The sequence below is a fragment of the Pseudoalteromonas sp. J2K-J599 genome (genome assembly GCF_059295115.2).
Genome location: NZ_CM200271.1, coordinates 935,199 through 949,665, shown reverse-complemented (window position 1 = coordinate 949,665; position 14,467 = coordinate 935,199). Strand labels below are relative to the sequence as shown.

The window sequence follows — 14,467 nt, the reverse complement described above, 5'->3', positions numbered from 1 at the left end:
CTTGTCGTCCTTGACTACTTTTTACTATTCACTATCTACTTTGACGCGTACTTTGCCGGTGAGTAAATCTTGCATTAGGGCTTTTTTTAAGTTTTTTAAACTATCCATTTTTTTATTTTTTATAAAAATAGAACGCTCAATATTAGTAATGTTTTTAGAAATACTTTTTTGCTCTTTAAGTGTTGGTAATGCTAACTTATAAGACTTAATATCAACTTGACTAATATTTTTTTGGCCGCTTGAGCCACCCCAACTTAGTTCAATTTGCTTTCTATTTCTTTCTGAATTAAATGAATGTAATAAGAATTCTGAATCAATATTTTCATTAGGTATTAGCCTAAGTAGCTTATCTGACATCATCAGCTTTCTTTTTGGCTCTTCACGAACCATGACGCACTTTCCAACTAAATCAGCCACACCGTTAGCCCTTGTAAGTAAAATATCTCCTTTATTTACTTGGATATGGTGTTTTGGCTCTAATAGTGGTGGTAGCTCCTTTGATTGGATTTCTAAAAACTCCCCCCTTGTTACAGAACTAACCTTCAAGACTCCCCATTTACCGATCGCGGGAGGCACTTCAGTGCAGCTGGGACTCCAACCTGAATCTATTTTTTTGAGAACATAAGAAAAAGTAACAACCTCCCAATCAGCAGGGATTCTGCCAACGGATGAGTCTTTAAATTCAGTGTGGCCGATGCCGTTGGTTAGCAACTCTTGCATCATGCCTGTTTTGAGATCTTTTAATTTATCGATTTGCGCATGTGTTTTTTCAATCACTTCATCAACAGAAGTGAGGATTTTGGCTATTTTTTGTTGTTCATAAAGTGGAGGGAAAGTCGTTTTATACAACAGGTATTCTTTCAGTTGAAAATTAATAATCCCTGTTGTTTGCTGTTGAAATTTCAAAACTGTTTTGTTCTGATACTCAAAATAAAATTTATAAAATAGGTATTTACTATCGCATTTTTCAGATGGAATTAGCTTTTGGGTAAAATTTGAATATAAGAAAGGTTTTGTACTATTAAAATATATCACCCTGCCAACGGGTTGAGTCGGACTTCCACCTGACTTTTCAAGTACAATATCCCCGCGCTGTAGTAGTTTTTGCTGTATTTTTTTCTCATCAACATTACGAAAAGCTAACTTTGTATAATCGATAGCCCCACTTTCACTAAAATTCGTAGCTCTTAGAATTGGTATATCATTCTTATCACCGACGGCTTCATTACCCCACTCTCCAGCCATAGAGTTTGAAATAAATGTTCCCAGCGTTTCTTCGACCCAATCAACAGGTATCTTATTACTCATAACCTAATTCCTTTAGGTAGCCTTTCATTTCAACTTCAGCACTGGTCACTTGCTCATCAAGCTCATGTAACGATATTTGATATTTATCCCACCAACGTTCTAGTTGTGTAATAACAGCTGCTTCAACTTCATCAATAATATTCTCTGCAAGAAAAGATCTAATTTGCTCTTTAGAAGTAAACTGTGCTTTAAATACAAAGTAGTTTTCATCGCGTTTATCGAATACCGTTGTAACGTCAAAATCTTGCAGTATTTCTTCTCGAATGTATTCACTTTCAACTTCGCGTACAGGAATACCGCCGTGCAATATTGCACGCACGTCAAAAATTTCGGGTGGTGGTGAGGTATCTGCGTAGCGCCTAATGTTTAAGTTAAAGTCGTTTTCTTTAATCTCGCTAATATTGACTACTTTGGCGTAACGTTTTGTGTCTCGGTAATCATGGAATGTAGCTATAATTTTTTTAATGTCTTTTGGGCGTAACTTATTTTGGTTTTTACCTTCTTCAAACTCAAGTTCTGAGTTAATAAATAACACTTTGTTTTTACGTATCGCGGTTTTGTTTTTATTAATAATTAATAAACAGGCAGGTATACCCGTGCCGTAAAATAAGCCTGAAGGTAGTCCTACAACGGCTTCTAGTAAGTCGTCTTCTAATATGCCTTGGCGAACTGCCTTTTCACTTGAACCACGGAATAAAACACCATGTGGCATGACTATGCCGGCCATGCCTTCATCGTTTAATGAGGCAATCATGTGTTGTACAAACGCTAAGTCTCCTGCGTCTTTTGGTGGTGTACCATATGGAAAGCGCCCGTAGCCGTCGTTATCGCACTCTTCTTTACCCCATTTTTTTAAACTAAATGGCGGGTTTGCAATAACGCGGTCGAAGGTCATGAGTTGACCATGCTCGGTATGCTGTGGATCTCGTAAGGTGTCGCCTTTACGAATGTCGGCACTAAATACGCCATGTAAAAACATATTCATTTTACAAATAGCCCACGTATTTAGGTTCATCTCTTGCCCAGCAAGCGATAAGTTAGATGGGTTTTGACCGTGAGACGCTAAGTAATTACGTGTTTGCACCAACATACCTCCGGAGCCTGCGGTAGGGTCGTATACACGCATACCCGCTTTTGGCTCTAGAAGTGATACAAGCAGCTGTACCACCTCGCTTGGGGTATAAAACTCGCCCCCTTTTTTGCCAGACGAATCAGCAAACATTTTAATTAAGTACTCGTAAGCCGTACCTAATAAATCAGGACGTTCAAAATCACTGTTACGCAAGCGGTGTTTACTAAAGTGAGAGAGCAAGTCACGTAGTTTGGCATCAGACAGTTTGTTTTTTATATTAAAATCGATGCTTACTAACACGCCTTCAAGCGAGCTGTTGTGCTCCTCAATGGCTTCTGTCGCTTTATTAAGCATTGCACCTATGTCGTGCTTTAAGTCCTTTAAAACGCTCCAACGCGCGTTTTCAGGGATATAAAAGGTGCTGTCGTATTCGTCTTCATCTTGCGATAGCTCTTTTGCTTGTGCCTCTGTTTTACCGGTGGATAAATAATGCTGGATTACGGTTTCTTGTGCTTCATCAAACGAGTCTGAAAGACGTTTTAAAAACATCATCCCGAATATGTAATCTTTAAATTCTGAAGCATCCATGTTGCCACGTAAAATATCGGCAGTTTCCCATAGGAAAGATTCTAATTGTTGGAGAGTAATTTGAGTCATGTTGGTTTTTATTCCGTTTGTATTTATTGCTTAAATTCCGTCATTAAGCGATTAAATGAAAAGCTTTGATTAATACTGCAATTACTTATTTTTGCTTAGCTGTATATCTACTTCTGATGGGTCTGGGAAAATCTCTTCTAGTCCACAGTTTAGTATTTTAATTATTTGATAAATTCGCTCACAAGAAACAGGCACTCGGCCTTTTTCAATACGGCTTAAGTAGCTTGCCTCAATACCGAGTTTATTAGCTAGCTCAGCTTGAGGTATTGAGCATTTTGTTCGCGCTAATTTTATATTCATACCAATCAGCGTTTGTATAGGCTGCATTGCTAATATCCACAGGCAAAGTGTAAATATTCCCATATTGCAGCCTGCCAACCCATGACATATAATGAAACTTATTTACATATATATCAATAAATGAACCTTTCTATCAATTAAATTTGTTTAAGTTGTCGATGAAGCTAGATCCCTTAATTAAAATCATTATATGCAAGCGTAATATTGATCGCTTTACTGTTGTAGAAGTTAGAACTGCGTACATAGCTCTACATCAAGATCAAACACTTGATCCTGTAAAAATTAGAAAGCTTGTTTACGCACAGCTTAATAAACTTGTATGCAAAGGTTGGTTACACTCATCGACATCATTAAATAGAAAAATAACGACTTACACAAAAACACGTTATTTTGAGCCAAATAAAATTATCCCTACTCAATCCTCTGTGCCAAATGTCAGTAATTTTAAAGCTGATTGCCAAAAGGAGCTAAGTGATTGCAATAACGAGTTATTGCAATGTATAGGCACGCTCGAAACTTATATAAATCTTTGGAATAAACACCCACAACATCAAACGCTATTTAAACGGCAATATTTAATTGCCCAAGAACGACAACAAAATTTAAAAGGCCGAATTGCCGCTTTAAATATACTTTTAGAAAATATAACTGAACAAGGCACTCTAAATGCGGCTACGTGATTGGCAACAAAAGTGTGTAAAAATAGCGCTAGCAAAGTACAAAAGCAACGTTAAGCAATTTTTAACATTAGCTACACCTGGTGCTGGAAAAACAGTAATGGCCTCGGTATTAGCAAAAAGACTATATGATGAAAAGCTTGTAGATATCATACTCTGCTTTTCTCCTTCGTCTGTTGTTTCTGCTGATTTTGCCGATGAATTATCTCTGCAATTTAATGCTCGATTTGATGGTTCTATAGGTGCGCTAGGTGATTCATACACATATCAAGCACTAAGCACATTAAATGAAAATGTTTGGCAGTTATTTGAGCAATATAGAGTTTTTGTAATATTTGATGAAATACACCACTGTGCGGGTTCTTCAATTGAGGATGCAAACTCTTGGGGAAGCCCTATCCTCAATTTAATTAAAGAAAAAGCTGTATTTACACTCTCGCTGACCGGCACGCCTTGGCGATCTGATTCCTTGCCAATAGCACTATCAAATTACTGTAATGAGTCTGGCCAAATAAACTGTGATTATGTGTATGGGTTAAAAGAAGCTATATCAGATAAAGTATGCCGAGTGCCGCAAATAATTGCGTTAGATAATAATAAAATTACTTTAACAAAATCCGAAGAAACAACGACCTTTACTAATTTTTTTGAATTGCTTAAGGCAAAAGTTATTTCATACTCTGAGCTTGTTACTAACGAATTAGTTATTGAAAATTTGCTCCTTAGAGCTACTAATAAACTAAATGAGATTAGAAGTATTAACCCTGAAGCTGGAGGGCTAATTGTGGCTTCATCAATCTCACATGCTCATGTAATTAATAGGATAATGCGTAGCAAGTTCTACAGCAGCGCAATTATTGTTACTAGCAGCGAAAATGAGCCAGACAAAATCATAAAGCAATTTAGGCAAAACGATAGTGAGTGGCTTATTAGCGTTGGAATGGTAAGTGAAGGCACTAATATTCCTCGGTTACAAGTATGCTGTAATTTAACAAATTACCGCACTGAGCTTTATTTTAGGCAAATATTAGGACGCATTCTGCGCATGACTGATTCAGTTAACCAAGATGCATTTATGTTTATGCCAGCTGAGCCTAACTTAATTGATTTTGCATTACGTGTTGCAGAGGACGTCCCTGGTGAACTAGGCAAAGTTAAAATTTTTGATGTTGAAATTGAGAGTGAAAAAAGCATTGTGCTCGAACCGATTGATAGCCCACCTAAAGTTTTAGCAGAGGAAGGGGATTTGTTTGATATTAATATAGATAGATTAATTAACAATGAAAAGACGGCTAAAACAAACCTCAAAAACAATTCAAAAGCACCTTTGGCTAAAGTTGCAAACAACCTAACCCTAGATGGTGATTTTAATCATCGACCTATTAAACCTGAAGGGTTGGATGAATTATTACTCTTTGATATTTCAGATGAAGCACATGCGAAGTTAGAGCAATTGAATAGATTGTTCATTTAGAAACTTTAAAGTTAAATCGTATATTTGAGCGTTAGAGGATGTGTGGACTTCCCAGCTTTCGCTAGAAAGCTACTAACAAAGATAACTTGAGAAATTAAATAAGCCCTTGTGTAGTGGTCAATAACTTGGGGACCCAAGCATGGAGAAAGCGCAGCTACCTAATTCGTCACCACCAATTAAAATTACTAGCTTTGACAACTATCGCTATATATCGAAAACATCACATTATTTTGTGGGAAAGTAAGGAGCTCCATGCCACTTAGATAAAACAAAAGGGTTTAACAAAAAAAAATTGCTTTTATGTTGTCCAGAAAAAAACGTAATCTTATCTAAGCCTTGTTTAGCAAGACTTTTAATTGACCACCGTCATTGTTAGGTAAGAAGGCATCAGTATTAATATTTGTTCACCTTGCTTAAGAGCTGAAGATAAGGCTGATATTAGACTTATGTTCATGGACAAAAGTAAACTCAAAATTTTGTCCATGATGATTTACCAAAATTAAGACATTAAATAGCCACAGGCGCTTTAATATTTGGATGTGCGTCATAACCGACGATTTCAAAGTCTTCAAACTTATAATCATAAATAGAGTCAGGTTTTCTAATTATCTTAAGTTCGGGTAGAGGTTTAGCCTCACGAGACATTTGCTCTTGAATTTGCTCCATGTGATTAGAATAGGCATGTAAGTCACCAAAGCTTACAATCACTTCACCTGGCTCAAGATCACATTGTTGGCAGAGCATATGTACGAGCAATGATAGACTAGCAATATTATATGGAAGACCTAAAAATATGTCTGAACTTCTGATATAAAGCTGACCTGAGAGCTTTCCGTTAGCTACATAGAATTGATATAATAAATGGCAAGGTGGAAGCGCCATCTTTCCGTTCTGTACATTTTCGTGTGGGCTGACAGTCTCATCTGGTAAATATTCAACATTCCACCCGTGAAATAGTATTCTTCGACTATTTGGATTGTTTTTAAGCGTATCAATTACGTAGTCAATTTGATTTATTGTACCACCTTCTTTTGTAGGCCAAGCTGTCCACTGTGCACCATAGATTGGTCCTAATGAACCATCTTCTAAGGCCCACTCATCCCAAATTTTCACGCCATGTTCATTTAACCAATTATTGTTTGTGTCACCATTCAAAAACCAAATTAGTTCATTAGCTATACTTTTAAAGTGGAGTTTCTTGGTAGTTAGTAGCGGAAAACCTTTTGAAAGATCATGTCTAATTTGGCGGCCAAAAACAGAAGTTGTTCCAGTACCAGTTCTGTCACCTTTTTGCGTGCCACTTTCCAGTACATCTTTAAGTAAATCTAAGTATGATTTCATTTATTTAAGTCTCTTATTAATTCATTAAGTTGTTCATTTTTAGCTTCTAGAGCATTTATTAGATTTTTCTGTCTATCGAATTCTCGCTTGTAAAATTCGCCTGACTCTAATGCTCGTTTTAACTGTATTTCATAGGAATCACTGTCCCTTTTAGCTTTTGAGTATTTAGAAAACCAAAGAACAACTTCTGTTGCTAGTTTATCACGTTCTTCTGTAATAATTTCCAGTTCAGTTCGTTTTTGTTTTTTATCGTCGAGGGTCTTTCGTTTCCTTTGATCTTTTATTTCCTTAAGTCTTTCTTTTGGAAACTCTCTATCAGCAACTGTATTTCTACCTACCCCCGACAGTCGAGCAACTTCACTGATCGTAGCCTTCAATTTAGTGTTTTTACTTATTTCATCGAGGGCATTATTTAATCTACGAGTGTACTCATCATAATCGAGCTGATTTTTCTCATCATAGGCTTGTGTGCTCATCAATCTACAGCCTCTCCGAGATAAATTAAAACCTGTTTAGCTTCTTCTATAGCTTCGAGAAGCTGGCTCTTTCTATCTTCGTATCCATCTTTACCAAGTAAGGCGGTATTAGACGCGTAAACCTCTTTCCATTTAGGGATATTTGCTTTTCCCACTATGGCATTTTTACATCTTATTGGGTTGCACCTAAGGGAGCCAATACAAGGGATACTTTCGTCATAGTCTTCCATTCCACCAAAACAAAATCCGGTTCCAACATTAATAACTGCCATTCCTTGATCGGCCATAGCGTCAAAAATTTCATCCTTGGTATACCCTACTTCCATATAACCTTGAAAAACCTTATTTAATCTGACTTTGTGTTCTTTAGCGTTGGGGCCAACATAAACCCCATCGGGGTCCATAACCGTTTTAATTCGCTCAACTTCAGCATCACGTCTAATTGATTTATTCATCGACTTATTAGCAATTATATTTTCAGCTATTTCACCATAGCCCAATGTCGTGCCACTTGAACTTCCAAAACTTGTGTACTTGCCAACCCTATCAACTACGTGTTTCAATTGAAAAGAAATAAACGGCAACCCAAGCTCTATTCGGTGTAGTTGATATGCTAAAGAATGTCGAAACATATAAGAATTGAATTTAATTGACTTAGTTCGTTCTTTTCCTAAAACAACATTTAAGTAGTTATCAATAAAGTGCTTAATTCCCGATGAACTCATGTTGGTTGCAGCTTTTGTTGGTGAAACTGTATCCACGTTACTAAATAGGAAGTCGTTATTTTTTAAGGATGAAATCATTGAAGCTGCTTTGATAGCATCTTTAATGATCGCTATCGCAACCCATTTATCATCAAATAATTTTAAGTTCTCAAAATCATTTTTTTTAACATTTGAAACTAAAACGTCATAGCCCTCATGCACAACCAAACAACTACTAATTCTGATTTCACTCAACTCTTCAGGTCTCATACCAGTCAACAGAGCAGTTATAATTGCCGAAGAGTAATAGACTTGGTTAATATAGTTTCTAACATGATCGAAGTGCCGAATATTATGCTTACCATTCATAATATTTCGGACTTCTCTGTGCGGATATAATTTACCAAAGGGATCACAAAATTCTCTAGGGACATGACATTTAGAAGCAATGAAGCCTTGAGAGTAACCTTTAGACCATAATCTTAATAAAATATAATCATTAAGAGTGCTTTCATTAAAATTAAAGTTTAAATCGCGCCTCTTATTGAAAGCATTAAAATGTTTTAACGCGGTTTTATCTTCAACATCCTTAGATAATCGAGTTAAAAAATCAATCACTGTAAAAGTGGAATGAAGAGCCAATTTTTCAAAATCTTCGTTTGCAAAATATCGCTTAGCTTCTCTCTTTTTTTGTTTATGTTCAGGCCACTCCATTGACTCAAAATCAACTTCAATGCAGGAACCTAATATATTTTTAGTATATGGATGAGTCAAATAATAGAGAAACTTTCTCAATTCATTGCCTGCAACATACTCGAAACATTTTGCAGTTGTTCTAAAGTCGTTATCCAAAACATCAGTCAGACTTTGAAAACGCTCATTTATGAATTCTTGGCCTAAAGAGCTTAAGTCTTGAAAGACTTTATCGATATACCTTAAGCCAGCCTCGAAATGAGCTATCACTGTATTTGGTCTAGTTGAAATTCGGTCTTGTTTCTTGACCTTCGTTTTCTTAAAGGCCATAGGAGTTAAGACGCACATGTGAAGAAGGCACTTGATCTCTGTCATAACAAAATTAGGAATGCAGGGATAATCATTAAAGTTAATTCGAAGCTTAGCCCCCTGAACTGATTTAGGAGGATTAAGGTAGTCCTCGTTATAGTCCCAGACATTCTCATGAAACTGACTTTTCTTTGTGACTTGTAAATTTAGCAAACTAGGCAACCAACTGACGGTTGCTGGCAATTCCATATCATTTTTAAGTTCATTGAATTGTTCAATAATTGGAATCAAAACAGTTTTATTTTGAGCGAAGCTTTTAACTAATGACACGCTTGCGTCGATGTTGTAATTTTCCATTATACTGTTACTCCATCAATGACTGCTGTTTCTTCAAATTGTGCGAGTTTCTCCGCTCTAAACAGAACTTCTGCATCAAAGTCAGACTTCTTAGGATTAAGAATCTCATCTAACAGACATAAGTTTTCTTCAATTACATAACCATGAGGAGTATCCATAATTCGATTTCTTTGCATCAAGAGCATGTAATCTCTCTTCATTGCAAAAAGCATAGGTAGCTTATCGACAGTTATCATTACATTTTCACATGACAGGCATTTATTGTATTGAGAGCAAGGGCTTCCCTTCTTAAATCCTGACACTTTCTTAACAAAATCTGGTGGCGAGAATATATTTGAGCAGCCCCCAAGTGGGGTTGTGAAAATTACTTTATCCGGATTGTCTAAAAATTTATTAGAAGCTTCATCATCAGCTTTAACAAAAATACGATTATGAATTTTGCTAATTGCATCAGTTAACTTTTCTCTAGCTATGCGATTAAAGTCTAACTTGTCCAAATAATTCATAGTTGTTTCAATGTTTGAATGGCCCAGCATTAATTGGATTTCTCTAATACTGACACCTGCTTCCAATAATTCACTAACGAATGTTGGTCTAAATCGACTAATAGTGAATACCAGTGGCTCACCACTTTCAGACTTTAAATCATGTTTTGCTACGAAGTTAGAATAAATAGAGGTGGTTTTTCCTTTTAAATCGGAAAAAGATTTAATTTCACCGTGAGTTGTTTGACCTGTACTCTTATACATAAACAACTTATCTTTAACATGTTCCGGAGCATCTTTGCGGATGCTATCAGTAATTCTAATGACGTTCTCGAATACTTCCTTTACTTCTTCGCTTTGCTTTTTTGATAACCACTGAAGCTTAGCTTCAAAAAGATCAAGATGGAGTTGTTTACCTCCAGAGCTTCTTTCTTTCCAATATCTCAAACATGGCTTTTGCGTTGTTTCGTGTGAAATCACAAAATCATCAACATAAATATCAAACAATGGGTCTGCATTCATTCCTGTAATTTGCGCAAGTCTATAGACGAAAGGAGCAATAGTGTCTGCATCTATAACGGAAGGTACACCCCAACTTCTATACACTTCGTGCAACCCCATGTCTAGCTTCTCTATTATTTTTAAGAACCCCTTTTCTTCTAGAGTTTGAGCACCATTAAAAGAAGTTGGTATGCAATTTAAATGATTTTCAAACAAGTATCTTGCATTTTCAATATTAGAAAAACCCGGTTTAATGAAACCATTGTCGCCTAAAGAATACTCACCAACTCCTGACTTTTGGTATGGTTCAAATAAAGCCATTGTGTCATCAATAGAGGTTTGAATAGCGCGTGTAACAGCCTGACGCTCGCTTTTTAAATAAGGCTTATAAGTGTCTGTAACACGACCTAAAGTTTTTACTTCCACGTCATGAAAACTGTGAAAACTGATCTCTTTTAGTTTAGTTGCTCGTTTCAACATCTTCCGAACCGAACTAATGATTGTAGGGGCATTGCTAGGAGCAATATTTCCGTTATGCATTTTAGGGATAACATAGTCTTGATGGAATCTAACTAACAAAAACTCACTTAAAATATCTTGTAGGGTAGATTTAGGATCAATATTATTTTGTTCCAAAAATCTACATAAATGAACAAATGCTTCTTTTGGTTTCTTTTTACTAGAAACTGACGCTGCTCCTTTTCTTACTAGTGCAGCTAACTGTTTTAATTGTACGAATGGTTCATCAGAACTATCAACATTAACGAATTCTCTATATGAATTGAGTGATTTTTTGGCTAGATCGTCCCAGCGTTGAACTGCCTGATGCTGTTTGTTTCTATATTCTTGATCACGAAGAGTACCTCTGTCTTTTACAGCAAAGTAATTGCTATCAAGCCCACCTAACTGTAAAAGTTCAGCGTTCAACTCTTTACCACAATCTTTAACAATTTCGTATCCTTTACCTCCGCGCCAATTCTTAATATACGCCTTAAAGCGAATTGCATTTCCGAAAGTTTTAACGTTAAGCTTTTCTTTTGTAGTTAGGTTATTCCACCAATGTTTCGTTGTTCTGCGGACTTCCAGTGCTGACGCTATATGACCTTTTAAGATTACACCTTCTTCTTTAAGAATATTATTCAATTTCTCGAGGTGAGGACTGTATCCGCTAACTTTATATAAATCAAAATTGATCCCCTGTTGGGATAAACCAAGATTTCGACTTAACTCAGCATAAGATGCGGATGCTAGATATCCATTTTTTTTTGAAATATGAGATACTGGAACACCCCAAACTTTATCGCGGTTTTTATCTATTTCGTTTACGAAATTCTCTAAAATTTTAACTTTTGGATCTTGCATAATTAATAACTACTTCCTTTTAGTCTTCGTCTGGGCATTCAACTGCTCCATCAAATGAGAACGAGTTAATATTTCACCGTTATTGCCAGCAATTTTACCGTAGGTTTCATAAGGTAATTGAGTATAGATTTGAGTTGTTTTCAAATATGCGTGTCCAAGACATATCTGAAGCAATACTAGTTTATCAACAGCATGATCGCCTAAATCCGGAGATCTTAATACAGAACCAGCGAAGCCGTGTCTCAACATATGTGGATGAATCGCTCTCTTTATCAGCCCATTTCTTAACGCACGTTCAGATACACGGCTTAAAAATTTACTTACCGATCCCGAATTGTATGGTGCACCATGAGAATTTAGAAATGCGGGTGCATCTAAGCCAAACTTTTTAGCTCTGATCCTATATTCAGGTGTTGAAAAATATCGTCGCAATCTAGCTAAAGTATGAATGCTTGTTAGTGTATATCTTTCATTAATTTGACGCTTTTTTCCTTTTGAACCCGCAACAAATACTTGTTTGTACTCAGAAGGAATTACAATAGTTTGAGCATCTAATATATACATTTGCTTGTCAGTAGATAACGCAGTATCAATGTGTTCTTTCTTAACTCTAGGGATTTCGGAACGCCTAAGACCAGTGTCATACATGAATTGCAGTAAAACTTTTTCTCGCTCGTGATTTGTACACATCATCAGTGCAGCTAATTCATCTAAACTACACATTTCAACTAACTTAGACTTTGAAGACCCATAAATTAAACCATTATCATATGGATTATCATCACGAAGTGCTTTACCGTTATTTCGAGCCTTACAAAGATAGTCATTAAAGAAGGATTGGAAAGTAGCGTCTCTGTTACTGATAGTCGTTGAAGCGAGACGTTTTATTTGACTTAAATAAGCAAAATATTCATTAAAATTATACTCTTGAATATCTAGTATTGCATTGTCGAGCTCCTGATACTTAAATGTACTTTGCTCGTTCAAGTAATCAAATAAATACGAAAGGTTTTTTGCGTAAGTTGATATTGTTGTTAATGGCGTTTTTCCATGCCGTAATGCTTCTGACAACCAATTAGAGACATGTGGAAGAACTTGATGTTTTGAGTTAAATACAGCAACTCCAGTTACTGTTACTTCTTCATTTGGACGGTCATGCTTAGGAAGCGACATTACTGCTTCTGATTCCTTTAAATCAATTTGCTCTCCTTCTACTATTTTAAATCTCATTTAATACTTATTTCACCCTAAATCACAATATCCATAGCGTAATATGCGAATAACTAATGTATCGAATTCCGTTTACTATAGTATAAAAAAAAGGAATCTTTCAATTCCTCATTCTCATACTGTGCATTTCTATTATAGGGTAATAAAAGTGGCACATCACAGCTTCGCTGGTATGACGTTAAATATAGCGTATCACCAAGTAAGGAGAAAGTGTGTGTATGCATACACGGGCGCAGGCAACCAAGCTCAAACTCACCTGGATTATAAAACGTGATTATTTCACCACGGTCATCAATGCCATTTTTTAAGTTATTAATAACTTTGGAAAGTTGATCGAGTGTTGAGCCATCTGGTCGTTGCCAACCACGACCTTGTACGCCGTAAACACGCCCCATGTCATCCTCACCTTTACGGTTAGGATTATTAAGCCATGCATTGTTATCGTTTGCGTTAGCATCCCACGTTTTACAGCCAATTTCACGAAATTGCGCAGCGCTGTCGTACCCGCGTAAATAGCCTAGCAATTCAGCAATCGCTGCTTTGTAGTAACTTTTGCGTGTAGTAATCATCGGAAACTGATTATTAGCCACATCGTATTCTAAATCAGCATTGATAACGGTTAAACAACGCGTACCTGTACGTTTATTTTCGACCCACTGCCCTTCGTCAACAATACGCTGACATAATTCTAAATATTGTTTCATGCGTTACTTCTTATTATGCTTTAGCTGTGGTTATTTGTTTAGGTTGTTTATATGCCCAAATTAATAAGCCTAAACCACCCACTATCATAGGAAGTGAAAGTATTTGCCCCATTGAAATAAAGTCTGCAAATAAACCTAGTTGTGCATCGGGTTGGCGGAAATATTCAATACAGAATCTAAACACGCCGTAACCTAATAAAAACACTCCGGCTACACTGCCTGCTGGGCGCGGTTTTTTAATAAACCATTGCAGGATTAAAAACAGCACTAAGCCTTCAAAAAATGCTTCGTATAATTGCGATGGGTGACGCGCAAGCGGACCGCCTGTTGGAAATACCATTGCCCATGGCACGTCGGTAACTCGGCCCCATAATTCACCATTTATAAAGTTACCAATACGTCCAGCTAAAAGCCCTACTGGAACCAGTGGAGCAACAAAATCGCCCACTTGAAGCAGTGATTTTTTACGCGTCCACGAAAAAATTGCGACGGCGGTTATAACGCCAAGTGTTCCACCATGGAACGACATACCACCCTGATCTATTCTAAATAAATACAGTGGGTTTTCTATAAAGTAACTAAACTGGTAAAACAATACGTAGCCAATACGCCCGCCTAGTATTACCCCCAACATGCCGTAAAACAGTAAATCGCTTACTTGCTCTTTAGTCCAACCCGAATTTGGCTTTGATGCTTGACGATTTGCAAACCACATCGCAAATGCAAAACCTATTAAATACATTAAGCCATACCAACGTACGCTTAGCGGTCCAACAGAAAAAATAATTGGATCAATTTGAGGAAACTCAAGTGCCAT

The 14,467-nt window shown here is 36.6% G+C and carries 11 protein-coding genes and 1 pseudogene; 2 read left to right on the top strand and 10 right to left on the bottom strand.

Annotated features, from left to right (window positions below; genetic code table 11):
• Positions 1 to 24: 24 nt before the first annotated feature.
• The 3 genes from AC5NT5_RS04270 to AC5NT5_RS04260 all read right to left on the bottom strand — a co-directional run bounded on the left by AC5NT5_RS04270 (position 25) and on the right by AC5NT5_RS04260 (position 3,364).
• On the bottom strand, positions 25 to 1,308 hold the full coding sequence (locus AC5NT5_RS04270) for a restriction endonuclease subunit S (protein ID WP_101164282.1): 1,284 nt from the start codon (positions 1,306 to 1,308) through the stop codon (positions 25 to 27).
• Positions 1,301 to 3,037, bottom strand: a complete 1,737-nt coding sequence (locus AC5NT5_RS04265; protein WP_494513441.1) for a type I restriction-modification system subunit M — start codon at positions 3,035 to 3,037, stop codon at positions 1,301 to 1,303. The genes AC5NT5_RS04270 and AC5NT5_RS04265 overlap by 8 nt, the downstream gene beginning before the upstream one ends.
• A gap of 81 nt (positions 3,038 to 3,118) precedes the next feature.
• The gene (locus AC5NT5_RS04260; RefSeq protein ID WP_055015347.1) at positions 3,119 to 3,364 is read right to left on the bottom strand and encodes a helix-turn-helix domain-containing protein; all 246 of its coding nucleotides are present in this window, start codon (positions 3,362 to 3,364) and stop codon (positions 3,119 to 3,121) included.
• Positions 3,365 to 3,495: 131 nt separating this feature from the next.
• On the opposite strand from AC5NT5_RS04260, the gene AC5NT5_RS04255 reads away from it, so the two are divergent.
• Together AC5NT5_RS04255 and AC5NT5_RS04250 are read left to right on the top strand one after the other, a co-directional pair.
• Positions 3,496 to 4,017, top strand: coding sequence for a VspR family transcription factor (locus AC5NT5_RS04255; protein WP_055015348.1), 522 nt, complete (start codon positions 3,496 to 3,498; stop codon positions 4,015 to 4,017).
• Positions 4,004 to 5,488 carry a DEAD/DEAH box helicase gene (locus AC5NT5_RS04250; protein ID WP_055015349.1) on the top strand — a complete coding sequence of 495 codons (1,485 nt, stop codon included), beginning with the start codon at positions 4,004 to 4,006 and terminating at the stop codon, positions 5,486 to 5,488. The genes AC5NT5_RS04255 and AC5NT5_RS04250 overlap by 14 nt, the downstream gene beginning before the upstream one ends.
• Before the next feature lie 507 nt (positions 5,489 to 5,995).
• Here AC5NT5_RS04250 and AC5NT5_RS04245 read toward each other — a convergent pair.
• The 7 genes and pseudogenes from AC5NT5_RS04245 to lgt all read right to left on the bottom strand — a co-directional run bounded on the left by AC5NT5_RS04245 (position 5,996) and on the right by lgt (position 14,467).
• Positions 5,996 to 6,829, bottom strand: coding sequence for a thymidylate synthase (locus AC5NT5_RS04245; protein WP_055015350.1), 834 nt, complete (start codon positions 6,827 to 6,829; stop codon positions 5,996 to 5,998).
• Positions 6,826 to 7,305 (bottom strand): hypothetical protein, encoded by a 480-nt coding sequence (locus AC5NT5_RS04240; protein WP_055015351.1) that lies wholly within the window; start codon positions 7,303 to 7,305, stop codon positions 6,826 to 6,828. Before AC5NT5_RS04240 ends, AC5NT5_RS04245 begins: the two co-directional genes overlap by 4 nt.
• The gene (locus AC5NT5_RS04235) at positions 7,305 to 9,368 is read right to left on the bottom strand and encodes a tyrosine-type recombinase/integrase (protein WP_055015352.1); all 2,064 of its coding nucleotides are present in this window, start codon (positions 9,366 to 9,368) and stop codon (positions 7,305 to 7,307) included. Before AC5NT5_RS04235 ends, AC5NT5_RS04240 begins: the two co-directional genes overlap by 1 nt.
• On the bottom strand, positions 9,368 to 11,716 hold the full coding sequence (locus tag AC5NT5_RS04230) for a site-specific integrase (protein ID WP_055015353.1): 2,349 nt from the start codon (positions 11,714 to 11,716) through the stop codon (positions 9,368 to 9,370). Before AC5NT5_RS04230 ends, AC5NT5_RS04235 begins: the two co-directional genes overlap by 1 nt.
• A 9-nt stretch (positions 11,717 to 11,725) precedes the next feature.
• Positions 11,726 to 12,946: a tyrosine-type recombinase/integrase gene (locus AC5NT5_RS04225; RefSeq protein WP_055015354.1), complete on the bottom strand. Its 1,221-nt coding sequence runs from the start codon at positions 12,944 to 12,946 to the stop codon at positions 11,726 to 11,728.
• A gap of 128 nt (positions 12,947 to 13,074) precedes the next feature.
• Positions 13,075 to 13,650 (bottom strand): annotated as a pseudogene (locus AC5NT5_RS04220) (thymidylate synthase); the annotation flags it as partial.
• Positions 13,651 to 13,663: 13 nt separating this feature from the next.
• Positions 13,664 to 14,467, bottom strand: coding sequence for a prolipoprotein diacylglyceryl transferase (gene lgt / locus AC5NT5_RS04215; protein WP_002958701.1), 804 nt, complete (start codon positions 14,465 to 14,467; stop codon positions 13,664 to 13,666).